This window comes from Ensifer canadensis (assembly GCF_017488845.2).
Lineage (GTDB): Bacteria > Pseudomonadota > Alphaproteobacteria > Rhizobiales > Rhizobiaceae > Ensifer > Ensifer canadensis.
The window spans coordinates 1,480,793-1,503,582 of the sequence record NZ_CP083370.1 but is presented as its reverse complement, the minus strand read 5'-3'; the positions used below and the strand labels follow the sequence as shown (position 1 = coordinate 1,503,582).

The following is a 22,790-nucleotide window of genomic DNA, read 5'->3' as shown; positions in this document are numbered from 1 at the left end:
GAGGGGAACAGCTGCTGCGGTGGCGGGGAGGAGAAAGCCACCAAGAATGCATCAGCTACATTTTGATATGGGAAGCGAAGTACCAGCTTTCAATAGCCGGCTGTGAATTTCGTCACGGCTTGCCCGTGTCCACACAGTAGACAAAAAAAGAGGGCCACAAGATGACTTGGGCCCTTATAGTTGTGAAGGTAATTAAACCTCCAGAGGGGAACAGCTGCTGCGGTGGCACTGGGAGGAGAAGCCACCAAAGATGCATCAGCTGAGGGTGGTATGCTGCTTTTTTGGGCGAGCAGCAATCATTTAATATGCATGTCAGCCATGCCATGTGCGCATCACTGCTCATTTTTGCACCGCACAAACAAAATGCGGCGCACCAAATGCGCCGCACGATCTAAATACGATTATAAAACAACGAGCTAATCAGCCATCCGGCAAATGCTCACAAATCGAGCAATGGCGCCTTTGGCGTCAGAAGCTCCAGTTCCTGGCCTTGGCGACGATGTAATCGCGGAAGACCTTGAGCTTGGCAGCATTCTTCATCTCGTCGGGATAGCAGAAGTAGGTGTCGAACGACGGAATGTCGGCACTGATCGGAAGTTGTATCAGGCCTGGATCGCGGCCGACGATATAGTCAGGCAGCATCGCTATGCCGATGCCGAGCAGGCAGGCGCGCTTGATCGAGGTCTGGCTGTTGATCTGCAGATGCGAGGTCCGCGGGTTGTCGGAATCGCGGCCGGCGATTTCGAGCCAGTTGACGTCGAGCAGGTAGTTTGGCGCAGGTTCGCCGAAGGTAATGATGCGGTGGTTGTCGAGATCGTCGAGCGACTGCGGTTCGCCGTGCTTGTTGATGTAGGAGGGCGCCGCATAGACGTGCATATGCACGGTGAAGAGCTTGCGCTGGATCAGGTCGGATTGCTGCGGCTGGCGCAGGCGAATGGCGCAGTCGGCATGGCGCATGTTCACGTCGAGCTCCTCGTTATCGAGGATCAACTGTACCTGGACATCAGGGTGCAGCGACATGAACTCCTGGATCTTGTCGGTCAGCCAGCCCTGGCCAAGGCCTACGGTCGTCGTGATGCGCAGCTTGCCGCTCGGCTTGTCGGTCGTCTCGCTCAGCTGAACCTTGACGCTTTCGAGCTTCATCAGCACTTCGTGCGCAGTCCGGTAGAGGATCTCGCCCTGCTCGGTCAGGATCAGGCCGCGCGCGTGGCGGTGGAACAGCTTGATGCCGACATCCTGCTCAAGCGAGCTCACCTGACGGCTGATCGCCGACTGAGAGAGATGGAGCTTGTCTGCCGCATGCGTGAACGACCCAGCCTCGGCCGCCGCGTGAAAAATGCGCAGTTTGTCCCAATCCAGCGACATGAAGTCCCCCATATGAAACCACCCCGGGGGACGGGATCATGTCCTCCGCGTGCGGCTGATGCATCTGTTCCCATACGGGAAGGCTCCTTGCCTGGAGCTTCCCGATTCGCAGCTTCTATTCGGCTGCAATTGCGACGGGCATATGACCCGCCAGGTATTTCTCGGCCTCGAGCGCCGCCATGCATCCCATGCCTGCAGCCGTCACGGCCTGGCGGTAGATGTCGTCGGTGACGTCACCTGCGGCAAAAACGCCGGGTATATCGGTCGCCGTCGAATCAGCGGCCGTCCAGAGATAGCCATTGGACTTCTGCCGGAGCTTGCCCTTGAACAGTTCGACAGCCGGCGCATGACCGATTGCGACGAAGACGCCGTCGATCACCATGTCGCTCGTTTCGCCCGTCTTGGTGTTGCGCAGCTTCACGCCATTGACCGATGCAGGCATCGGCGGCTTGGGGGCGGCACCAAGATATTCGACGACCTCGTGGTCCCAGATGATCTTGACGTTGGGCTTGGCGAACAGGCGCTCCTGCAGGATCTTTTCGGCGCGGAACGAATCGCGGCGATGAACGACGGTGACGGTCTTTGCGAGATTGGAGAGGTAAAGAGCCTCTTCAACGGCCGAATTGCCGCCGCCGACGACGATGACGTCCTTGTTGCGATAGAAGAACCCGTCGCAGGTGGCGCAGGCCGAAACGCCGAAGCCCATGAAAGTCGGCTCGGTTTCGATGCCGAGCCACTTTGCCTTGGCGCCGGTGGCAATGATCAAGGCGTCAGCCGTCCAATCGTTGCCGCTGTCGGTCTTGACGCGGAAGGGGCGAACGGAAAGGTCAACATCCGTGACCAGATCATTGACGATCTCGGCGCCAACATGCGTCGCCTGCTTCAGCATCTGCTCCATCATCCACGGACCCTGAACCGGATCGGCATAGCCCGGATAGTTCTCCACATCGGTGGTGATCATCAACTGGCCGCCTTGTTCCATGCCGGCGATCAGGACCGGTTCCAGCATCGCGCGCGCCGTGTAGATGGCGGCGGTATAACCGGCCGGGCCGGAGCCGATGATCAGCGCTTTTACGTGGCGGGCAGTCATGGTCTTGTCCTTCGCTCACCGAATGGCCGAAGGGCCCTGTCCGGTTCCGTTACATCACAGGCAAATATTGCCATACTTTAGGTATTCCCCCCCGGGACTTTCAAGGGCGGTCGCGGTGATACACACAAGTGCTTGAGCCCAAGGCGCCGATTTGACACCAGATCAGGCATTTTTGCACCGCTTGCGTCCCCCTTCTTCACGTCACAAGCCCGTGATGACATCGCATGAGAACCGGATCCAGCGAACGGAACATGAGATACAGGGATCGAGGGCAACACGACATTGCCCCCTTACACGCCTGACGGAAGACCTAGGACGGGCGCGAAGGCGTGGATCGCCACAGGTTTTTCGACGAACGCCCCCAAAAGAATCGATGTCAACCGGGCGCGACCGCCTCTGAACGCCGGTTTTCCCGCGAATAGTCGGCGCAGATGCTTGTTGTCGGATCGGTTTGGCGATATTTCACGCGGATTCACTTTGCTGGAGAGGCATATGGGGTTGAATGCAAGCCGCGTTTGGCTCGACCGCGAACTCGCCGCGTTCGGCAATTCACGACCGGAGAGTAGCCTCGCCTTCAGTGCGGGAACCGGATCGCAAACATACGCCTCCACGCCTCCAAGATCGCCCGCCGATAACACAAGGCTCACGCGCTACGAGCGAGAACTGCACACGCAGGGTCCGTCACTACGTGCAGGTCGAACGGACGGTCGACTGTCGATCAATTCTCTATGGCCAACCTGATAAAATCGGCTCGGTGACGACAACCTACCGGGCAATCCAAGCAAAGATACTCCTCTTCGGCTTTGCCCCATGCATCAAAGTCGCTTTGTGAAAAGGACGAACCTTCATGACGAAACAAGTCGAGCTCGACGCAATCGATCTCAAGATCCTTCGCGAGCTCCAGCGTGACGGCAGGATGACCAATGTGGATCTCGCCCAGCGTGTTGGCATTTCGGCGCCCCCCTGTCTGCGACGGGTGCGCAAACTCGAGGAAACCGGCGTTATCAAGGGCTACCACGCGCTGCTGAACGCACCGGCGCTCGGCTTCGATCTGGTGGGTTTCTGCATGGTGGGTCTCAAGCGGCAGTCGGAGGCGGATCTCAAGGCATTCGCCGCGGCAACCGCGGAATGGCAGATCGTGCGCCAGGCATGGACAGTCTCGGGCGAAAGCGACTTTCTGCTTCATTGCGTCGCCGAGAACCTGACCGCGTTCCAGGATTTCGTCATCGAGGTTTTGACCGCCAACGAGCGCGTCGATACGGTTCGCACGATGTTGACCATTCGTCAGGTCAAGGATATCGGGCTGGTCCAGATCTAGGAACCGGAACACTTGCGGATCCGCAACGGCAGCGAGGCTCCCTTGGAGAACGCAGACACGACCGAAGTTGAGTGGCGTCATCCATGAGCAAACTTCCGCTTTCCGCCTTCATCATTTGCCAGAATGAAGAGGCCTACCTCGGCAACTGCATCGAGAGCCTCGAGCAGTGCGCCGAGATCGTCATCGTCGATTCGGGATCGACGGATGGCACTGCCGCGCTCGTGCAATCCTTCATCGATAATGGATGGCCGATCCGCTTCATGCACGAGCCCTGGCGGGGCTATGCGGGCCAGAAACAGTTCGCGCTGGACCAGTGCACGCAACCCTGGTGCTTCAACATCGACTCCGACGAACGCCTTGATGAACCGCTGAAGGCGCTTCTGCCGTCGCTGCTTGACGGGCCGGCCGAGACGGTCGGCTGGCGCGTGGCGCGCCGCCCCTATTTGATCGGTTACGGTTATACGCCGGTGCGCGTGCATGAGAGGCGAAATCTGCGCCTGATCCGCAAGGGCAGGGGACGCTACGACCTCAGTCAGAAAGTGCACGAGGGTATCGTACCCGATGGTCATGTTGGCGCCGCCAGCAAAGGCAGCCTGCTTCATTATCGTCCGCTTGTTATCGACGAACAGATCCTGAAGGAAAACAAGTACTCCACGCTGAAGGCGGATCAGCAGGCAGCGGCCGGAAAACCACCGCGGCCATACAAGATGCTGTTCAGCCCACCGCTTTACTTTTATCGTCTCTATTTCCGAAACGGGCTTTGGCGCTGTGGCTTTCCGGGCTTCATCGAAGCCATGACGGGCGCCGTATACGCATTCTTGACCGCCGCAAAAATCTATCAGAGGCACGCACTCAGTAAGCGTCCCAACAACGATGATGCCGCTCTGCATTGAAAGCATCCAGGTGATTTTATGAAAGTGATGCATATCCATTTTGGCAAGGACGGTGGAGCGGAACGGTTCTTCGTCAATCTCGTCAACGCATTGCATGATCGTGGTGTCGAGCAGCGCATGCTGATCAGGCCCGACAGAAGCTGGCGTCAAGAGCTGGAGCATTGCGGCAAGATCTACGAAGGCGTCTTTCGCCGAATTTCGCTCTCGCGCTTTGTCCTTCAGGCACGCATGCAGCGGATATTGCGGGAGTTCCAACCCGACGTGATCATGGCCTGGCAGCTTCGCGCAAGCCGTTTCATGCCTGTCTACAACAAGGCCTTCCGCATTTCCCGACTTGGCGATTATCCGGAGCACCTCGGTTACTACACGAATGTCGAGACGCTCGTCTGCATAACACCCGATATCGCCGATCGCGTCAGAAAGCTCGGCTGGAAGCGTGGGGTCGAAGTGATCGCCAACTTCACACGGGCAACGCCGGCGGCCGCGATAGAGCGCCGAGACCTCGAAACGCCGGAGGATGCCTTTGTCGTCGTCGGCATGGGGCGGTTCGTGCCGCGAAAGGGCTTCGATCATCTGCTGCGCGCCGTCGCCAAGGTCAATGGCGCCTATCTTTGGCTGCTGGGCGATGGTCCCGAACGCGCCAACCTCGAACGGCTTGCAGAAGAACTCGGCATAAGGGACCGTGTGCGCTTTCCTGGCTGGAAGACGAACGCCTATGGCTACCTGTCGGCGGGCGATGCCTTCGCGATCACATCATTGCATGAGCCTTTGGGCAACGTCTGCTTTGAGGGGTGGGGTGCGGGAGTAGCCACTATTGCGTCTCGCGCCGAGGGGCCGTCCTGGGTCATGACGGATGGCCAGGACGCACTGATGGTTGATTGTGCCGATGCGGAGGGTCTGGCAATCGCTATCGAACGGCTGCGCGACGACCCGGCGCTTCGCACGCGCCTCTGCGAAGGTGGGCGCGATACGCTTGCCAAGCGTTTTTCGGAGCAGGTGATCTCAGAGACCTACCTCGAGCTGTTTGCCCGGGGTTCGAAGCAAACATGAAACTCGTCCATTTTCACTTCGGCAAGGATGGTGGCGCCGAGCGTTTCTTCGTCCATCTCGTCAATGCCTTTGCCGAGCGCGGCGTTGAACAGAAGGCGATCATTCGACCGGATCGGATCTGGCGCAAGGACATCAGCCCTTCCGTCGGAATCAAAGAGAGCCATTTCCGGAACCTGTCGGTCGACCGCATCCTTCTTCCATGGAAGACAGCACGGCTCGCCAAGACGTGGAAGCCGGATGCTCTTATGGCATGGGCGCCCCGTGCCAGCGAATTGATGCCGAACTACAAGGGTTGCATCAAGATCTCGCGGCTCGGCGACTACCCGCCGCGGCTCGACTACTTCCGCAACACCGACTGCCTCGTCTGCAACACTCCTGGCATCGCCGCGCATGTGCGCGAAATCGGTTGGAAGCGCGACGTCGAGGTTATCTCCAATTTCACCAATACCGAACGCGTCGCTGCCGTCAGCCGCGCCACGCTGGATACGCCGAACGACGCGCCGGTCGTCATGTCGATGGGCCGCTTCGTTGAGCGCAAGGGCTTCCATACGCTGATCGAAGCGATCGCCAAGGTGCCGGGTGCGTATCTCTGGCTTGTCGGAGATGGGGAAGAGCGCGAAAACCTCGAAAAGCTTGCCATCGATCTCGGTGTTTCGGGCCGGGTGCGATTTGCCGGCTGGCAAAAGGACACGCGTGCGTTCCTGGCCGCCGCAGACATCTTCGTCATGGCGTCAAGCCATGAACCACTCGGCAACGTTATTCTCGAATCCTGGGCGCAGGGCACGCCAGTCGTTTCAAGCCGCTCTGAAGGACCGCAATGGTTCATGCGCGACGGTGAAAACGGCCTGATGGTCGATATCGGCGATGCCGAGGGTTTCGGCCACGCCATCGAGCGCATAGCAAACGACCGACAGATCGGGTCGCGTTTGGCAGAACGCGGCTACGAAACGCTGATGAACCAGTTTTCCAAACAGGCCATCACCAACGCCTATTTGAAGCTGTTCGCCTCGAAGAAATAGGCGGCAGTCGGCCACTAGGCCGGTCAGCGCATCAGCCGTTCGTACACTGAATTGATGGCGGCCGCTTCGCCTTCGATCGCAAACGAAGTGGCGGTGCGGACAAGGCCATTCGCACCCGCTGCTGTGCGCCGCCGGTCACCATCCATGAACGCGGCCGTCGCCTCGACCATGGCTTGAAGGTTATCGGCCGGGACGATCGTCCCGGTTTCGCCTGCACCGCTCACAACCAGTTCGGAAAATGCGCCGACATCGGTCGCCACGACGGGAACGCCCGTTGCCATGGCTTCGAGCGGTGTCAGACCGAATCCTTCCCAGCGCTGCGGCGCGACGAAAAGATCGAGCGCCCGGTACCAGTCGGGAATGTTGGTGTGTTCACCGACAAACAGGATACGCTCGGCAAGCCCGGCTTTGGCGACGCGCTCCTTGAGCTCGTTTTCAAATGCCACATGCGGACCCGTCGCCCGACCGGCAACGATCGCGCTCCAGCTTGGACGGCAGGGCAGGAGGGCGATCATGCTATCAACGAAGAGATCGGTGCCCTTCTGACGGCGGACCCGCCCGAAGCAGCCGACGAATTTCTGGGCCGGATCGACGCCAAGTGCGGCCTTCGCCTGATGCTGATCGACGGGCGGCTGGAACCGTATGGTATCGATCCCGTGCAGGATGACGTCGTTCGGCACTTCGAGATAGGCGGCTGTCTTGCCGCTTGTCGCGATCACCGCATCCATACGGCCGATCAGAAATTTACTCCAGCCCGTATGGCGGCGCTGGGATGCCGAGGTGAAGGCAATCTTCAACTTCATGCGCAGGAGATCGCGCAGGATGATCGCCGGCAACATCTCGACGTTGCGCCGAGCGTGCCAGACGCGGCAGCGCCGGCCGTCGGGCGCTTTCCAGAGATGCAGGAGATCGAGAAACCTGATCGAAGGCAGACTGTCGGGAAGACCCGGACCGAGCACCGCGATCTTCTGACCCAGCGCGCGCTGGATCGGGATGAGTTGGATGATTGTCGAGGTAACGCCCGAGAGGCGCCGCTTGAAATTGGGAGCGATCACCTCGACGTCCCGGATGTCAGCCACGGAATCGCTCTCCTTGCGCATGCGACAGTCAATGTCTTGGAGGCAGGGGGATCGGGGCGAAGCGGAACCGTCGCCCCAAAGGGGCGATCAGCCCCAGTTTACCGCGAGGATTTCGTAGGCCTTGGAACCGCCGGGTGCGTTCACTTCGATGGAATCGCCGACTTCCTTGCCGATCAGCGCGCGGGCGATCGGCGACGAGATGGAGATGCGTCCAGCCTTAACGTCCGCTTCCTGATCGCCAACGATCTGGTAGGTTTTTTCTTCCTCGGTGTCCTCGTCGACGAGCTTCACCTTGGCACCGAACTTGATCTTGGAGCCGGACATCTTCGACAGGTCGATGACTTCGGCGCGCGCGATCAGGTCTTCGAGTTCGCCGACGCGACCCTCGTTGTGGCTCTGAGCCTCTTTGGCGGCATGGTACTCGGCATTTTCCGACAAGTCGCCATGCGCGCGTGCTTCGGCGATGGCCTCGATGATTCGTGGTCGCTCTTCCTGCTGGCGCCAGCGCAGCTCCTCCTGCAGGTTGACGAATCCACCCTGTGTCATCGGCACTTTGTCGACCATTTCAATGTCCTTCATCAAGCACGAGGCGCCGCTGGGGGGCGGCGCCAACGCAAAAGAAAACGGTCTCCGGCGCGCAAGCACCGGAACCGTCCGAAATATCCGAACCGTTCTTATAGCAGAAAGGAAACTGCCAATGCCAGATTTTTCGCCATGATCCACCGCGTCCTTCACTTGGGGGGCGCAACTTGCAGACGCTCCTACCAATTTGACATCCTCGATAATGGGCTTTACCTCAACCGCGGTTGAGGTCGTAACAGTTCTGTTTCCGAAACGACGAACACACGGAAATGACAGGATGAGCACGACAAAAGACGACCGCGACGCAGGGAAAGCCGAGGGCCATTCAGAAGCGGAAGGGCGTTGGGCCGAGTTGTTGCAACCCAACCATCTGGCGGCGACCGTGACGCTTTGCCTCGGTGTCGCGCTCTTTGCCTTCAACGAGTTCTTCATCTCGACCGCGCTCCCGACGGCAGTCGAGGAATTTGGCGGTGCGGCACTGCTCTCCTGGGCCTTCACCCTCTATCTCGTCTTTGCAATCATCGGCGGGGCATTGGCTGCCAATCTCAAGGCGCGCTTCGGCGCCCGCAATGCGTTGATCGCAGCAGCGCTTGTCTTCGTCACCGGCACAGTGATTGCGACGTTGGCGACGAGCATGCCGCAGGTCCTGGTCGGAAGGCTGTTTCAAGGGCTGGGCGAGGGCATCATTGCCGCTATTTGCTATGCACTGATCCCGGAGCTTTTCCCGCCTCGGCTCGTGCCGAAGGTCTTCGGTGCAGAGGCCATCGTCTGGGCAAGTGCTGCCTTTGCCGGTCCGCTCATTTCAGGATTTCTCACCGAACACTGGTCATGGCGTGCGGCCTTCTTCGTCAACATTCCCGCCGCCGCCATCTTTATTGCGCTGGTCCTTGCCATCGTACCCAGACGGTCGGCTTCGGCGCAGATCGTGCAACCCATTCCGCTTTTTCGCCTGATCGCATTTGGCCTGGGCATACTGCTGATCTCGGTTTCGAATATGCTCCAGAACGGATTTGCCATGGCGGCGCTCGTGGTCGTAGCGATCGCCGTTCTCGTCAACACTGTGCATCTCGACCGTCGCTCCAGGCACTCAATTCTCCCGCTTGGCGCATTTTCGATCGGGCGCCCGCTCGGCACCGGCCTCTGGATCATTCTGCTGATGCCGTTGGCGCAGGCTTCCGGCTCCGTCTATCTCGTCTACGGCTTGCAACACCTCTGGAATTTCGGCCCGACGGCCGCCGGATTCTCGAGCGCGCTGATGGCGATGTCGTGGAGCTTGACCGCCATTCTGGTGGCGAGCCTGCGCTCGCATGATCTGCGTGTACGATTGATCTGGGTCGGGCCACTGCTGCTTTGCCTCGGGCTCATCGGCCTGACGGTCGCGATCGCGACAGCGGAGTTTCGGTTGGTTTTCGCAGGTCAAATTGCCATTGGTGCCGGCTTCGGCGTCTGCTGGGGCACGCTCAGCCAATTGCTGATGGATGTGTCGCCGCCCCCTGAGCGAGACAAGACTTCGGCACTGCTGCCGACGCTGCAATCCGCAGGTTACGCAGTCGGCGCAGCCGTCTTCGGGCTGACCGCCAACATACGCGGCTTCGATGAAGGCGCACGGTTGGCCGTCATGCGCGACGCGCTGTTAGCGGTGTTTGCCTTGAGTTGCGTGATCTCGGTTGCGTCGTTGTTCTTCGGCATCAGGACTGTCCGGCTTGCGCGCAGCCGAAGGCCAACACGCAGCGAGGCTCGGGCACAGCGGCCCGTGACGGTCGATTGATCACCAGGCCGTGGGCAGGGCGGCGGCGGTTTCGGTGGGGCGGCGGAATACGCCAAGGCTGCCTCGACCGATCAAAGCGTCCTGTTCACGGCCACGACCGTCTGACGGCGCAATCGTCGCCAGAATCTCGCCGCTGCCCGAGCGCACATGGACCCTCAGCGATCCATAGTCGGCATCGCGGCCAATCTTGTCGGCAATTCGCTGGCCGTAATACAGGGCGGAACCTTCGTCGAAGTGGCTGATGCCGTCCTCGTCGACAAAGCGCTCGTCGCCCCAATACAAATCGAAGAAATAGACCTGCACGATGTTGCCCCATCCCATGCGCAGTGCCGGATCTTTCCGACTTGGGAGCGCATGTGGGCATGTAAGCACCCGGCGACCGAACCTAGGCTGAACCCGGCGTTCAGGTGGCGTTCACAACAATGAGGGGGAGATTGCGCACTCGTAGAGCGATTTCGGCTGAGCATCGAGCCGCCGCTCGTCAGCGGCCCAACTGCGCGCACCCAAAGATGCGCGCAGCCGTCGTTCGATCAGGCCTTGAAGTAGCTCTGGAGCGGGCGAACCTCGAGGTTGCCGGCCTTGAGCGCCTTGATCGCGCGCGCTGCCGCCTCTGCACCTGCCATGGTGGTGTAGTAGGGCACCTTCTGCATCAATGTCGCGCGGCGAAGCGACTTGGAATCCGAGATCGCTTTGTTGCCATCCGTCGTGTTGATGACAAGCTGGACCTGCCGGTTGCGGATCGCGTCCTCGACATGCGGACGACCTTCCTGGACCTTGTTGACCTTGACGGCGGCAATGCCGTTTTCACCGAGGAAGCGGGCGGTGCCGCCGGTCGCCATCACCTTGAAGCCGATGTCGACGAGAATGCGGATCGCCGGTAGGACGCGGGTTTTGTCTTCGTCGCGGACGGATACGAACACCGTTCCGTCGCGCGGCAGATCGACGCCGGCACCGAGCTGCGACTTGGCAAAAGCAAGCGCGTAGTCGGTATCAAGGCCGATGACTTCGCCAGTCGAGCGCATTTCCGGGCCGAGCAGCGTGTCGACACCGGGGAAGCGGGCGAACGGGAACACGGCTTCCTTGACGGCGATGTGCTTCAGGTTGCGCGGGTCGGGCTTTTCGCCGTAGGCGGCGATCGCCACATCCAGCGCTTCACCGGCCATCACGCGGGCAGCGATCTTGGCGATCGGCGCACCGATGGTCTTGGCGACGAAGGGCACGGTGCGCGAGGCGCGCGGGTTGACTTCGAGCACGTAGATCGTGCCGTCCTTGATTGCGAACTGGACGTTCATCAGACCACCGACATTGAGTGCTTTGGCCAGCGCCGTCGTCTGGCGTTCCAGCTCGTCGACCATCGCGTTGTCGAGCGTGTGAACCGGCAGCGAGCAGGCACTGTCGCCGGAGTGAATGCCGGCCTCCTCGATGTGCTCCATGATACCCGAGACGAACACATCCTTGCCGTCACAGAGGCAGTCGACGTCGACTTCCGTGGCGTTGCTCAGGTAGCTGTCGAACAGCAGCGGGTTCTTGCCGAGAAGCGTGTTGATCTGGCCGGTCTTGTCGTTCGGGTAACGCTGCTTGATGTCTTCCGGAACGAGGCCCGGAACTGTATCGAGCAGATATGTCTGCAGCATGCTTTCCGAATGGATGATCTGCATGGCCCGGCCACCGAGAACGTAGGACGGACGCACGACCAGCGGGAAGCCGATTTCGGCGGCAACGAGGCGTGCCTGTTCGACCGAATAGGCGATGCCGTTGTTCGGCTGGTTGAGATCGAGCTTCATCAGCAGCTTCTGGAAGCGGTCGCGGTCTTCGGCAAGGTCGATCATGTCGGGTGCGGTGCCGAGGATCGGGATGCCGTTCTTTTCCAGTGCTTCCGCCAGCTTCAGCGGCGTCTGGCCGCCGAACTGCACGATGACGCCGACCAGTTCGCCCTTTTCCTGCTCGGCGCGCATGATCTCGATCACGTCTTCAGCGGTCAGCGACTCGAAGTAGAGCCGGTCCGACGTGTCGTAGTCGGTCGAAACGGTCTCGGGGTTGCAGTTGATCATGATCGCTTCATAGCCAGCGTCCTTCAAAGCGAAGGCGGCATGGCAGCAGCAATAGTCGAACTCGATGCCCTGGCCGATCCGGTTCGGACCACCGCCGAGGATGACGACCTTCTTGCGGTCGGAGACATCAGCCTCAGAGCGGGCCGCACCAACGAAAGGCGTCTCGTAGGTCGAGTACATGTAGGCGGTCGGCGAGGCGAATTCGGCGGCGCAGGTGTCGATGCGCTTATAGACCGGGCGGACGTTGAGCGCGTTTCGAAGTTCTGCCACTTCCTTCGGGCGCTTGCCGCCGAGCGTTGCCAGCCGGGCATCGGAGAAGCCCATGGCCTTCAGCATGCGCAGGTTCTCAGCATCCTGAGGCAGGCCGTGCTCGCGGACGCGCGCTTCCATGTCGACGATCGCCTTGAACTGGGCGATGAACCACGGGTCGATCTTGCTTGCCTCGTGAACTTCGGCCTCGCTCATGCCGAGACGCAGCGCCTGGGCAACCATGCGCAGACGGTCCGGCGTCGGCGTACCGATCGCGGCACGGATAGCGTTACGGCCATCGCCGTTCTCGTCCATGTCAGGGATTTCGATTTCATCGAGACCGGTGAGCCCGGTCTCAAGGCCACGCAGCGCTTTCTGCAGCGATTCGGCAAAGGTACGGCCGATCGCCATGACTTCACCGACCGACTTCATCGCAGTGGTCAGGACCGGCGAGGCGCCTGGGAATTTCTCGAAGGCAAAGCGCGGGATCTTGGTGACGACGTAGTCGATCGACGGCTCGAAGGATGCCGGCGTCGCGCCGCCGGTGATGTCGTTCTCGAGTTCGTCGAGCGTGTAGCCGATGGCGAGCTTGGCCGCGATCTTGGCGATCGGGAAGCCGGTTGCCTTGGAAGCGAGAGCCGAGGAGCGCGAAACGCGCGGGTTCATCTCGATGACGACGAGACGACCATCCTTGGGGTTGACGGCGAACTGCACATTCGAGCCCCCGGTCTCGACGCCGATCTCGCGCAGCACCGCGATCGAGGCGTTGCGCATGATCTGGTATTCCTTGTCCGTCAGCGTCAGCGCCGGAGCAACGGTGATCGAATCGCCGGTGTGCACGCCCATCGGGTCGATGTTTTCGATCGAGCAGATGATGATGCAGTTGTCCGCCGTGTCGCGGACGACTTCCATCTCGTATTCCTTCCAGCCGAGAACCGATTCTTCGATCAGCACTTCGGTGGTCGGCGATGCGTCGAGGCCGCTGCCGACGATGTCGAAGAATTCGGTGCGGTTATAGGCGATGCCGCCGCCGGTGCCGCCGAGTGTGAACGACGGGCGGATGATCGCCGGCAGGCCGACATCGTCGAGCGCCTGCGCGGCGATGGCCATCGCATGGTTCATGTAGCGCTGCTTGCGATCGCCTTCGCCGAGGTTCCACTGGTTTTCCAGTTCGTCGAGCGCCGTGTCGAGTTCCGGCCCGGAAAGGCGGCCCTTCAGTTCGGCGCGTTCGGCCTCATGCACCTTGCGGTCGTGGTCCTTGATGTCGGTGGCGTTCGCCAGGCGCGACTTCGGCGTCTCCAGGCCGATCTTGGCCATCGCCTCGCGGAAGAGCGCGCGGTCTTCTGCCTTGTCGATCGCGTCCGGCTTGGCGCCGATCATCTCGACATTGTAGCGGTCGAGAACGCCCATGCGGCGCAGCGACAGCGCGGTGTTGAGCGCGGTCTGGCCGCCCATGGTCGGCAGCAGTGCGTCTGGGCGCTCCTTGGCAATGATCTTGGCAACGACTTCCGGGGTGATCGGCTCGACGTATGTTGCGTCCGCCAGACCCGGGTCGGTCATGATCGTTGCCGGGTTGGAGTTGACGAGGATGACGCGGTAGCCTTCCTCCTTCAGCGCCTTGCAGGCCTGGGTGCCGGAATAGTCGAATTCGCATGCCTGACCGATGACGATCGGCCCCGCGCCGATGATGAGGATCGATTTGATATCTTGGCGCTTCGGCATGGTCGGTCATCCGTTTCTAGCTGCGCGAAAAACCGGCCAAAGTGGGAGGTCACCGGCCGGGCACGCATTGATGGTCTTTTCAGGCTAGAAGCGGCTTATAGGCAAATGTATCTGCAAGCGAAACCCCGAAAATTCCGGAATCGACAGGAAAGCCGACATATTTCGGCATGGGCTTTTGCAACGTGTCGGACGGCGGTCCCAAAGCCGCATGCGGGCCGTCAAATCACGCCCGGTACCACCAGAACCTCGACCTCGCCGGCAGCAGGCGGATGGGCAATCACGCTGGCGGCTTCATCGAGCGAAACGTGCCGCGCGATCCTCCGTGCAAGAGGTGCCTGTCGGTGCCACACGCCTCGACGCGCACCAGCAGGTCACCAGGGCCGGGAGCAGGCGTCCACCTTACGCAGGAAGTTCACTTCACCCAGGAACAGGTCGTCAATCGCCTCGAGCCGCAACGCCTTCATGACCATGCCTCCCTCCACAATTTCCCTGGTGCCAATAGGATTGTCAAAGCGGGACGGTCAAGGACGCGATCGAGGAAGGCGATAACCCCAGCGCTGCCGCACGGCCGCAGCATAGGTGCGGCTCACCGGCACTTCGGTTCCATCGCAAAGCAGGATCGTCATGCGACCGTTATCACGGACGAGGCGTGCACCATGCGCGTCCGCCACCCAATGGGAACGATGGACCTGCAGGCCCGCCACCGGGCCGAGTTCACCGAGCGCATCGGCGAAGCGCAACAGGACGAGTTCACGGCCGAGAGTGGTCGTCACTTCCGTGTAGTGATCGCTAACCGTCACGTGCAGCGGCAGGCCGCGATTGGCGGGTTTCAGGCGCAGAAGCAGCGGTACCCGGCCCGTCTCCTTGAGAAGAGCCGGGTTGCGGGACGTCTGTTGCCCGGCCTCGTCGGACGCGATTGCGGTGGTGCCGGCGTCATTCAGCTCCAAGGCGAATTCAGTGTTCATCGTCATCCAGGTCAAGGTGCAGAACAAGAGCGACAGGAACAGGCCGGTCGCGATGTCCGTCATGACGTCAGCGACTGTTGGAATGGCCGAAAAGGTCGCCGAGCCGATCGCGGTGGTCACGAGGCCGATCGGTATGCTGGCAACGGCTGCACCGATCATCATGCGAACGAAACCGGAGGCAACCTTTTCGCGCAGCAGGCCATTGGCAAGCACGGCCGAAACGATTGCGATCGCCCAGGTGACGGCGTGCAGCACGAGCCAGAACCCGAGCCGCGGCACGACAGCCAGGCGTTCGGCAGTGCCATAGGGCCCCGTGACCCAAAAGATCAGCACGACTGCAGCAAAGGTTGCCCAGAGGCGTGGCGCCTTGACGACAAGATGCAGCTCACGAAGCGTGGATTGCAGAAATGGGCGTTTCACGAAGTTTTCCGTCCGTTCCAGTCAAAGCGTTTGAGCGCAGCCCGGAGCCTGCCGCAAGTTCGGGGAAAATCAACAGCATAGAAATTTTTCATGACATTTTCACCTCTTCTCCATGCATCGTTCGCAGTGCAGCTGCACGTCGCGACCGTCATCCCGGCTGCCATCCTTGGTGCTTTCCTGCTTGCCCGTCCGAAGGGCACACGCCTGCATAGGCTGCTCGGCAAAATCTGGCTCGCACTCATGGTCGTGACCGCATTCTCCACGTTCTTCATCCATGAAATCAAGCTGGTCGGCGGTTTCAGCCCCATTCACCTGTTGTCGATCTATGTGCTCTTCGGCAGCTGGCAGACGATTGCGGCCGCCCGGCGGCACGACATCCCCGCGCATCGCGGGCATGTGGCTGGCATGTATCTCGGCGGCATTGTCGTTGCCGGCCTCTTCACACTGCTGCCCGGAAGGCTGCTGCATGCGAGCCTGTTCTCCGAGCTTTCGATCTGGCAGTCAGCGGTGATGGCGGCTCTGCTGGCTGCGCTGCTCATTTCCGCAGCCGTCCTGTCGATCCGACAGGGTCGTCTCTTCGGTCGCCGCAAGTCCTCGAAAAGATTAGCTTGATCGCAACCTTACGGGCCTGATTGCGTTTTACAACGGCATTCGGCCCGGCATATAAAAGGTCTGACCGATATTGCGTATCGATCCATGCCGGGAGGACAGATCATGGAATGGAAAGGCCGCCGCCAATCCGGAAACGTTGAGGACCAGCGCGGGGCGAGCCCCGGCGGCGGTCTGGGCGGTAATCCATTCGGCCGCGGTGGTGGCTTCCGCATGCCCGGCGGTGGCGGAGGCATGCGTGGCGCCGGCGGCGGCATGAGCTTCGGCACCATCATCTTTCTGGTCGTGCTCTATTTCTTCCTGAAGGCCTTGGGCATCGACATGCTGCAGGTGCTGAACGGCGGCGGCGGTCCGGTCGCGCAGCCGGGCTTCGAGCAGAGCGATGGCTCGCCGGTACCCCGCGGATCGGCGCAGGAAGAAGAGATGAAAGCCTTCATGTCGACGGTGCTGGCCGAAACCGAAGACACCTGGAACGGCATCTTCCAGGCGAGCGGCGAACAATATCAAGAGCCGAAGATGGTGCTGTTCAGCGGCTCCGTGCGCTCCGCCTGCGGCTTTGCCTCGGCAGCGTCCGGCCCGTTCTACTGCCCTGGTGACCGCAAGGTCTATCTCGACATGGGTTTCTTCGACGAGCTTGAGCAGAAGTTCGGCGCATCTGGCGACTTCGCGCAGGCCTATGTCGTTGCGCATGAAGTTGGCCACCATGTTCAGAACCTGATCGGCGTGCTGCCGAAGTTCAACCAGATGCGCCAGTCGATGGGTGAAGCCGAAGCCAACCAGATGTCGGTTCGCGTCGAACTGCAGGCTGATTGCTTCGCCGGCGTCTGGGGCAAGTATACCCAGCAGAAGGGCCTGTTGGAGCAGGGCGATCTGGAAGAGGCGCTGAACGCCGCCACCCAGATCGGCGACGACACGCTGCAGAAACGCATGCAGGGCTACGTCGTCCCGGAAAGCTTCAACCACGGCACATCGGAGCAGCGCATGCGCTGGTTCAAGCGCGGCTTCGACAGCGGCAAGATGGCGGCCTGCGACACCTTCTCCGGCCAGGTCTGATTCCAGACCGTCCAGGGAAAAAGCAAAGGGGCCGGCGAGAACTGTCGGCCCCTTTCGTTACCCGGGATTAGAGCGCTCTGGGTTAGACAAAGTTGCAGAGAACACTCTACAGCGCTGCGCGTCTTATTCGACGCGCAAAGATCGCTGTAGCACTTTGAATTGCTGCATGTTTTCACGCATTTCCTGACGGAAAACCGCTTCGCACTTTTCCTGGAAATGCTCTAATGGCGCTCGCTGTCCATATGGGCGAGCTGCGCCTCGGGATAGCGCGCGCCTGCGGCCGCATCCCTCGGCACCGCCCGCTCGATCGCGGCCAGATCTTCCGGTGTCAGATGTACCGCTTGCGATGCCAGCGCTTCGGCCAGCCGGTCGCGACGACGTGCACCGATGAGCGGCACGATATCCTTGCCTTGGGCTGCGACCCAGGCGATCGCAATCTGTGCCACGGTGGCGCCCTTCGCATCCGCCACGCGCTTCAGCGCGTCGACAAGGGCCAGATTTGTGTCGACATTGCCCGCCTGAAAACGTGGGCTGGCCGCGCGGAAGTCGCCACGTGCGACCGCATCCTTCTGCCAATGGCCGCTGATCAGGCCGCGCGACAGCACGCCATAGGCGGTAATGCCGATACCGAGCGCACGGCACGTGGGCAGGATATCGTCCTCGATGCCGCGCGAGATCAGCGAATATTCGATCTGCAGATCCGCGATGGGATGGACGGCCGCTGCCCTTCGGATGGTCTCGGATCCGACTTCCGAAAGCCCGATATGCCTGACATAACCTGCCTGCACCAGATCAGCGATTGCGCCCACTGTTTCTTCGATCGGCACGTCCGGGTCGAGACGGGCAGGGCGGTAGATGTCGATATGGTCGACGCCCAACCGCTGCAGGGTATAGGCGAGAAAGTTGCGCACCGCCTTCGGTCGGCAATCATAGCCCACCCAACTGCCACCAGCGTCTCTCAAGGCACCGAACTTCACGCTGAGAACGACCCGATCGCGGTCCTGGCCCTTGAGCGCTTCGCCAATCAGCATCTCGTTGTGGCCCATGCCATAGAAGTCGCCGGTATCGATGAGCGTAATTCCCGCATCGAGCGCCGCATGGAACGTGGCGATGCTTTCCGTACGATCCGACGGGCCATACATGCCCGACATGCCCATGCAGCCAAGGCCGATGTTGGAAACCATAGGGCCGACTTTTCCGAGCGAAACCTGATCCATTCTCGTTCTCCTTCGGCGGCGCGCCTTTGCGCCCTTCTTCGTCCCCATTGTTACGCCCGGTCCTATCGTGCGATAATCCCGTACAGTCAGAACAAGCCGTACGGCATTTCGCACAATGAACGATCTTCCTCTCGCCGACCTCGATGCCTTCACCGCCGTTGCGCGCGAGCGCAGCTTTCGCGCTGCCGCCGAGAAGCGGGGCGTTTCCGCTTCGTCGCTGAGCGAAGCGCTGCGGCGGCTCGAAGCCAAACTCGATGTGCGGCTCCTCAACCGCACGACCCGCAGTGTAACACCGACGGAAGCCGGCATGCGGCTACTCGAGCGCCTGCAGCCGGCACTCGGGGAGATTGCCGGCGCGCTCGACCAGGTGAGCGAATTGCGCGACAGTCCCGCAGGAACCCTGAAACTGAACGTGCCCACGGTCGTCGCGCGCGTGATCCTGCCCTCGATCATTGGGCGCTTTCTGAAGGTAAATCCTGCCATTTCGCTGGAGGTGACGGCAGACGACGGCTTCATCGACGTCCTTGCCGCCGGCTTCGACGCCGGCATCCGCTACGAAGAGCGGGTCGAGCGCGACATGATCGCCATTCCGATCGGACCGCGGCAGCAACGCTACATCACTGCCGCGTCGCCGGACTATCTCGCGCGACACGGCCTTGCCGCAACACCCGCACGATCTTCTGGAGCATGCCTGCATCCGGCATCGCTTCGCAAGCGGCGTCAGCCTAGCCTGGGAGTTCGGTGACGGAGACGCAGCAATCTCGATCGCCCCTCCGACTGTCGTCATCGCGAACTCGGTCGATCTTGAAATTGCCGCTGTAGTCGAAGGTCTCGGCGTCATCCGGACGTTCGAGGAGTTCCTGGCGCCGCATCTCAAATCCGGCGCCGTCGTGACGATCCTCGACGAATGGGTGACGCCCTTTCCAGGGCCGTTTCTCTACTATGCCAGCCGCCGCCACATGCCGGCGCCGCTTCGAGCCTTCGTCGACTTTCTCAAGGCCGAGCAATGGTCAGGGGTGCGCTGAATGGCGGCCATTTTGGGGAGCAATGGATCAACAAACGCGATTGTTCTCATAAAAAACTTTGAGATGTTCACGTATTGTTTCGACTAAAATCATGCGTTACACCTAAATTGGTAACGTCGTTCACGTTCTGTCTCCGCGCTGGCGACGGATGGCGCAGGGAGAGTTTCATGCTCGACGAAAAGTTCGTGCGGCGCGGCCTGTTCCTCGTCTTTCTCATCCTGCTTCTCGACATCATCGGCATCGCCATCATCGTGCCGGTGCTGCCCACCTATCTGGAGGAGCTGACCGGCGCCAATGTCAGCGACGCGGCGATCGACGGCGGCTGGCTGCTGCTCGTCTATGCCGCGATGCAGTTCCTGTTCGCGCCCCTCATCGGCAACCTCAGCGACCGTTTCGGACGCCGGCCGATCCTGCTTGCCTCCGTGCTCACCTTCGCCATCGACAATCTGATCTGCGCTCTCGCGACCAGCTACTGGATGCTCTTCGTCGGCCGTGTGCTCGCCGGCATCAGCGGCGCCAGCTTCGGCACCGCTTCGGCCTATATCGCCGACATCAGCCATGACGGAAACCGGGCGAAGAATTTCGGCCTGATCGGAATCGCGTTCGGATCCGGCTTTGCACTGGGGCCGGTCATTGGCGGGCTGCTTGGCGAACTGGGTCCGCGTGTGCCGTTCTATGGTGCCGCGGCACTTTCCTTCATCAACTTCCTGCTCGGCGTTTTTCTGCTGCCGGAGACATTGGACAAGGCGCATCGTCGCCGCTTCGAATGGCGGCGCGCCAATCCACTCGGCGCGCTCAGGCAGATGCGCAACTATCCCGGCATCGGCTGGGTCGGGCTGGTGTTCTTCCTGTTCTGGATGGCGCATTCGGTTTATCCGTCCGTCTGGTCGTTCGTATCGTCTTACCGGTACGGCTGGAGCGAGGGGGAAATCGGCCTGTCGCTCGGCATCTTCGGCATCGGCGGTGCCATGGTGATGGCGTTCGTACTGCCGCGCGTCGTGCCGCGGCTTGGCGAGTGGCGGACGGCCGTCCTCGGCCTGATTTTCACGGCACTCGGTGCCGCGGGCTACGCTGCTGCCTGGCAGGGCTGGATGATCTATGCCGTGATTATCGCCACCGCGCTCGAAAGCCTCGCCGATCCGCCGCTGCGCAGCATCGCCGCCGGCCATGTGCCGCCGTCGGCGCAGGGAGAGTTGCAAGGGGCGCTCACCAGTATCGGCAGCATCACGACGATCATCGGCCCGCTGATCTTCACCCAGATCTTCGGCTACTTCACGAGCCCGACGACCACGGTCTCCTTCTCAGGCGCCCCCTATGCACTCGCCAGTTGCTTCGTCGTCGGTGCGCTCGCGGTGTTCTGGCTCAAGGCACCAAAACGGCTCGCGGTCGCGGCTGAACATATCGAGCCCGCAGTGTCCATGGCCGAACCGCGCTACTCCGATCGCAGTGCCATGCACTGAAATTGATCAATATTCGTGATCTTTGGATGAAAAATTGAGCAGTCGGAGCTTTGTTACTGGTTCTTTTGCCGGCCGTGATCTATTTCGGTCATCCTTGCCTTCGTTCTGACCTGCCGCATTTCGGCCGCGTCGACATCCAGGAATCCGTCATGCTGACCGCCACTGCGAGCCCGACCCCGGTGCAAACCGACAATTCATGGCGCACTCATTATCGTGCAAGCCTCTATCTCGGGGTGCCCTTCATCGGCGCACAGCTGGCGCAGCTTGCGATCAACACAACCGACGTCTTGATGGTGGGCAAGCTTGGCGCAACGCAGCTTGCGGCAATCATCCTGGCGACGCAGATGTACTTTACCATCTACATCTTCGGCAGCGGCTTCGCCAACGCGGTCGTACCGATGGCCGCGCAAGCCCAGGGCAGGGGCGACAAGGTCTCCGTGCGTCGCTCCGTGCGCATGGGTCTCTGGGTGGTGCTGTGCTATGGCGTGCTGACGGCGCCGGTGCTCTGGCTGGCGGAACCGATCCTGCTACTTGCCGGCCAGCAGCCGGAGGTCGCGGCACTCGCGGCCGAGTATCTGCACATTGCGCAATGGGCGATCTTTCCCGGCCTCATCTTCATGGTGCTGCGGGCGTTCCTGAGCGGTCTGGAGCGGGCGGGGATCATTCTCTATGTCACACTGGCAACGCTGGTTCTCAATGCAGCGCTTTGCTACGTGCTGATCTACGGCCACTACGGCTTTCCGCAGCTGGGCATCTTCGGCGCGGCCGTCGCCGCCCTTGGCGTGGCCGTGCTCGGCACGGTGCTGACCATCGCCTATATCAAGAGCAAACCGGAACTGAACCAGTATGAGCTGTTCGTGCGTTTCTGGCGCCCGGATTGGCCCGCCTTCAGGGAAGTCGTCTATCTCGGCATACCGATCTCGCTGACCATTCTTGCCGAAGTCAGCCTGTTCACCGTCGCCTCGTTGCTGATGGGAACCATCGGCACGATCGAGCTTGCCGCACACGGCATCGCGCTGCAGTTCGCCTCGCTCGCCTTCATGATCCCGCTCGGAATTGCGCAGGCGGCAACCGTGCGCGTCGGCCTTGCCTACGGCCGTGGCGACATGCTCGGCGTCCGGCGTGCCGCGATCTCGGCACTGGTGCTCGGAGCCATCTTTGCGATCATTGGCAGCGCCATCTTCGCTCTCTTCCCGAGCCAGCTCGCCGCCCTTTATCTTGACACCAACCGGCCGGATGCCGCGCAAGTGCTCGCCTTTGCCGCTCCGCTCATCGTGATCGCCGGCGCGTTCCAGCTGGTGGACGGATTGCAGGCAATCGCCGCCGGCATGCTTCGCGGGCTCAAGGACACAAAGGTGCCGATGATCCTGGCGATGATCTCCTATTGGCCGATCGGGTTCCTTTGCGCCTGGGCCTTCGCGTTCCCGCTCAAGTTCGGCGGCATCGGCGTGTGGTTCGGCTTCGTGCTGGGACTTGCCGCTGCAGCATTGTTCCTGAACTGGCGGTTCTTCCGGATGATCCGCGACCACAAGGTGACGGCGGCTTAAGCATCGACCAAAGAAAAAGCCGGACGGGCAGGGGATGCCGTCCGGCTTACAAAAGGCGACCACATCAGGGGAGAATGTCGGTCGCTTATTCCGAAACTCCTGGAGGAAGTTTCTCAAGGTCTCTAAACGTTGAACCCGCCGGTCTCATTGGAGCCCAGTCGATCGCGCTGGAGGTCGCGTATCGTGCGGGCAAAATCGACGAGAAAGACGAAACTGATTACCGCCGCGGCGGTCATGAAGACTGTCGCCATGACATGATACCTTTAGCCGAAGATCTTACGGTTGCTTGAACGGTCACGTTGCTCACG

At 61.0% G+C, this 22,790-nt stretch carries 18 protein-coding genes and 1 pseudogene; 10 read left to right on the top strand and 9 right to left on the bottom strand.

All coding sequences use genetic code 11. From position 1 onward, the window contains the following. Positions 1–468: 468 nt before the first annotated feature. Positions 469–1,365 (bottom strand): LysR family transcriptional regulator VtlR, encoded by an 897-nt coding sequence (locus J3R84_RS07420; RefSeq protein ID WP_038577011.1) that lies wholly within the window; start codon positions 1,363–1,365, stop codon positions 469–471. Positions 1,366–1,480: 115 nt separating this feature from the next. Next, positions 1,481–2,455, bottom strand: coding sequence for a thioredoxin-disulfide reductase (gene trxB / locus J3R84_RS07415; protein WP_203528612.1), 975 nt, complete (start codon positions 2,453–2,455; stop codon positions 1,481–1,483). 847 nt (positions 2,456–3,302) lie between these two features. Between trxB and J3R84_RS07410 the strand changes: the two genes are divergently transcribed. The 4 genes from J3R84_RS07410 to J3R84_RS07395 all read left to right on the top strand — a co-directional run bounded on the left by J3R84_RS07410 (position 3,303) and on the right by J3R84_RS07395 (position 6,735). Next, entirely contained in the window at positions 3,303–3,773 is a 471-nt protein-coding gene (locus tag J3R84_RS07410) for an Lrp/AsnC family transcriptional regulator (protein ID WP_025427086.1), read from the top strand. Positions 3,774–3,856: 83 nt separating this feature from the next. Continuing rightward, positions 3,857–4,666: a glycosyltransferase family 2 protein gene (locus tag J3R84_RS07405; RefSeq protein ID WP_025427085.1), complete on the top strand. Its 810-nt coding sequence runs from the start codon at positions 3,857–3,859 to the stop codon at positions 4,664–4,666. 18 nt (positions 4,667–4,684) lie between these two features. Next, the gene (locus tag J3R84_RS07400) at positions 4,685–5,716 is read left to right on the top strand and encodes a glycosyltransferase (RefSeq protein ID WP_025427084.1); all 1,032 of its coding nucleotides are present in this window, start codon (positions 4,685–4,687) and stop codon (positions 5,714–5,716) included. Continuing rightward, complete coding sequence (locus J3R84_RS07395) at positions 5,713–6,735, top strand: glycosyltransferase (protein WP_057214353.1); 1,023 nt, start codon at positions 5,713–5,715, stop codon at positions 6,733–6,735. The genes J3R84_RS07400 and J3R84_RS07395 overlap by 4 nt, the downstream gene beginning before the upstream one ends. Positions 6,736–6,758: 23 nt before the next feature. Here the strand turns inward: J3R84_RS07395 and J3R84_RS07390 are convergent, their stop codons facing one another. After that, the gene (locus J3R84_RS07390) at positions 6,759–7,814 is read right to left on the bottom strand and encodes a glycosyltransferase family 4 protein (protein ID WP_025427082.1); all 1,056 of its coding nucleotides are present in this window, start codon (positions 7,812–7,814) and stop codon (positions 6,759–6,761) included. Between the two features lie 87 nt (positions 7,815–7,901). Next, positions 7,902–8,378 (bottom strand): transcription elongation factor GreA, encoded by a 477-nt coding sequence (gene greA, locus J3R84_RS07385; RefSeq protein ID WP_025427081.1) that lies wholly within the window; start codon positions 8,376–8,378, stop codon positions 7,902–7,904. Positions 8,379–8,673: 295 nt separating this feature from the next. On the opposite strand from greA, the gene J3R84_RS07380 reads away from it, so the two are divergent. Beyond that, positions 8,674–10,164 carry an MFS transporter gene (locus J3R84_RS07380; protein ID WP_025427080.1) on the top strand — a complete coding sequence of 497 codons (1,491 nt, stop codon included), beginning with the start codon at positions 8,674–8,676 and terminating at the stop codon, positions 10,162–10,164. Here the strand turns inward: J3R84_RS07380 and J3R84_RS07375 are convergent, their stop codons facing one another. The 3 genes from J3R84_RS07375 to J3R84_RS07365 form a co-directional block, all read right to left on the bottom strand. Then, positions 10,165–10,485, bottom strand: coding sequence for a DUF6894 family protein (locus J3R84_RS07375; protein ID WP_038576103.1), 321 nt, complete (start codon positions 10,483–10,485; stop codon positions 10,165–10,167). Between the two features lie 209 nt (positions 10,486–10,694). Beyond that, on the bottom strand, positions 10,695–14,186 hold the full coding sequence (carB, locus tag J3R84_RS07370) for a carbamoyl-phosphate synthase large subunit (protein WP_025427078.1): 3,492 nt from the start codon (positions 14,184–14,186) through the stop codon (positions 10,695–10,697). 521 nt (positions 14,187–14,707) lie between these two features. Beyond that, positions 14,708–15,571 carry a LytTR family DNA-binding domain-containing protein gene (locus J3R84_RS07365; protein ID WP_203528614.1) on the bottom strand — a complete coding sequence of 288 codons (864 nt, stop codon included), beginning with the start codon at positions 15,569–15,571 and terminating at the stop codon, positions 14,708–14,710. A 90-nt stretch (positions 15,572–15,661) separates the two neighbouring features. Here J3R84_RS07365 and J3R84_RS07360 point away from each other — a divergent pair, with 90 nt between their 5' ends. Both J3R84_RS07360 and ypfJ read left to right on the top strand, forming a co-directional pair. Beyond that, complete coding sequence (locus J3R84_RS07360) at positions 15,662–16,183, top strand: DUF2306 domain-containing protein (protein WP_057208611.1); 522 nt, start codon at positions 15,662–15,664, stop codon at positions 16,181–16,183. A gap of 102 nt (positions 16,184–16,285) precedes the next feature. Continuing rightward, positions 16,286–17,233: a KPN_02809 family neutral zinc metallopeptidase gene (ypfJ, locus tag J3R84_RS07355; RefSeq protein ID WP_203528616.1), complete on the top strand. Its 948-nt coding sequence runs from the start codon at positions 16,286–16,288 to the stop codon at positions 17,231–17,233. A gap of 221 nt (positions 17,234–17,454) precedes the next feature. Here the strand turns inward: ypfJ and J3R84_RS07350 are convergent, their stop codons facing one another. Further along, on the bottom strand, positions 17,455–18,450 hold the full coding sequence (locus tag J3R84_RS07350) for an aldo/keto reductase (RefSeq protein ID WP_025427074.1): 996 nt from the start codon (positions 18,448–18,450) through the stop codon (positions 17,455–17,457). 115 nt (positions 18,451–18,565) lie between these two features. Between J3R84_RS07350 and J3R84_RS07345 the strand changes: the two are divergent. The 3 genes and pseudogenes from J3R84_RS07345 to J3R84_RS07335 all read left to right on the top strand — a co-directional run bounded on the left by J3R84_RS07345 (position 18,566) and on the right by J3R84_RS07335 (position 22,482). Continuing rightward, positions 18,566–19,475: pseudogene (locus tag J3R84_RS07345) on the top strand (LysR family transcriptional regulator). Between the two features lie 167 nt (positions 19,476–19,642). Then, positions 19,643–20,935, top strand: coding sequence for a TCR/Tet family MFS transporter (locus J3R84_RS07340; protein ID WP_025427073.1), 1,293 nt, complete (start codon positions 19,643–19,645; stop codon positions 20,933–20,935). Between the two features lie 149 nt (positions 20,936–21,084). Further along, positions 21,085–22,482, top strand: a complete 1,398-nt coding sequence (locus J3R84_RS07335; protein WP_025427072.1) for an MATE family efflux transporter — start codon at positions 21,085–21,087, stop codon at positions 22,480–22,482. A 122-nt stretch (positions 22,483–22,604) separates the two neighbouring features. Here the strand turns inward: J3R84_RS07335 and J3R84_RS38460 are convergent, their stop codons facing one another. Continuing rightward, positions 22,605–22,733: a hypothetical protein gene (locus J3R84_RS38460; RefSeq protein WP_255569870.1), complete on the bottom strand. Its 129-nt coding sequence runs from the start codon at positions 22,731–22,733 to the stop codon at positions 22,605–22,607. Between the last annotated feature and the right edge of the window lie 57 nt (positions 22,734–22,790).

Coding starts and splice junctions, on each gene's coding strand:
- J3R84_RS07420 (WP_038577011.1), bottom strand. CDS start 1,365: ATGTCGCTGGATTGGGACAAACTGCGCATTTTTCACGCGGCGGCCGAG.
- trxB (WP_203528612.1), bottom strand. CDS start 2,455: ATGACTGCCCGCCACGTAAAAGCGCTGATCATCGGCTCCGGCCCGGCC.
- J3R84_RS07410 (WP_025427086.1), top strand. CDS start 3,303: ATGACGAAACAAGTCGAGCTCGACGCAATCGATCTCAAGATCCTTCGC.
- J3R84_RS07405 (WP_025427085.1), top strand. CDS start 3,857: ATGAGCAAACTTCCGCTTTCCGCCTTCATCATTTGCCAGAATGAAGAG.
- J3R84_RS07400 (WP_025427084.1), top strand. CDS start 4,685: ATGAAAGTGATGCATATCCATTTTGGCAAGGACGGTGGAGCGGAACGG.
- J3R84_RS07395 (WP_057214353.1), top strand. CDS start 5,713: ATGAAACTCGTCCATTTTCACTTCGGCAAGGATGGTGGCGCCGAGCGT.
- greA (WP_025427081.1), bottom strand. CDS start 8,378: ATGGTCGACAAAGTGCCGATGACACAGGGTGGATTCGTCAACCTGCAG.
- J3R84_RS07380 (WP_025427080.1), top strand. CDS start 8,674: ATGAGCACGACAAAAGACGACCGCGACGCAGGGAAAGCCGAGGGCCAT.
- J3R84_RS07375 (WP_038576103.1), bottom strand. CDS start 10,485: ATGGGATGGGGCAACATCGTGCAGGTCTATTTCTTCGATTTGTATTGG.
- carB (WP_025427078.1), bottom strand. CDS start 14,186: ATGCCGAAGCGCCAAGATATCAAATCGATCCTCATCATCGGCGCGGGG.
- J3R84_RS07360 (WP_057208611.1), top strand. CDS start 15,662: ATGACATTTTCACCTCTTCTCCATGCATCGTTCGCAGTGCAGCTGCAC.
- ypfJ (WP_203528616.1), top strand. CDS start 16,286: ATGGAATGGAAAGGCCGCCGCCAATCCGGAAACGTTGAGGACCAGCGC.
- J3R84_RS07350 (WP_025427074.1), bottom strand. CDS start 18,450: ATGGATCAGGTTTCGCTCGGAAAAGTCGGCCCTATGGTTTCCAACATC.
- J3R84_RS07340 (WP_025427073.1), top strand. CDS start 19,643: ATGCTCGACGAAAAGTTCGTGCGGCGCGGCCTGTTCCTCGTCTTTCTC.
- J3R84_RS07335 (WP_025427072.1), top strand. CDS start 21,085: ATGCTGACCGCCACTGCGAGCCCGACCCCGGTGCAAACCGACAATTCA.
- J3R84_RS38460 (WP_255569870.1), bottom strand. CDS start 22,733: ATGGCGACAGTCTTCATGACCGCCGCGGCGGTAATCAGTTTCGTCTTT.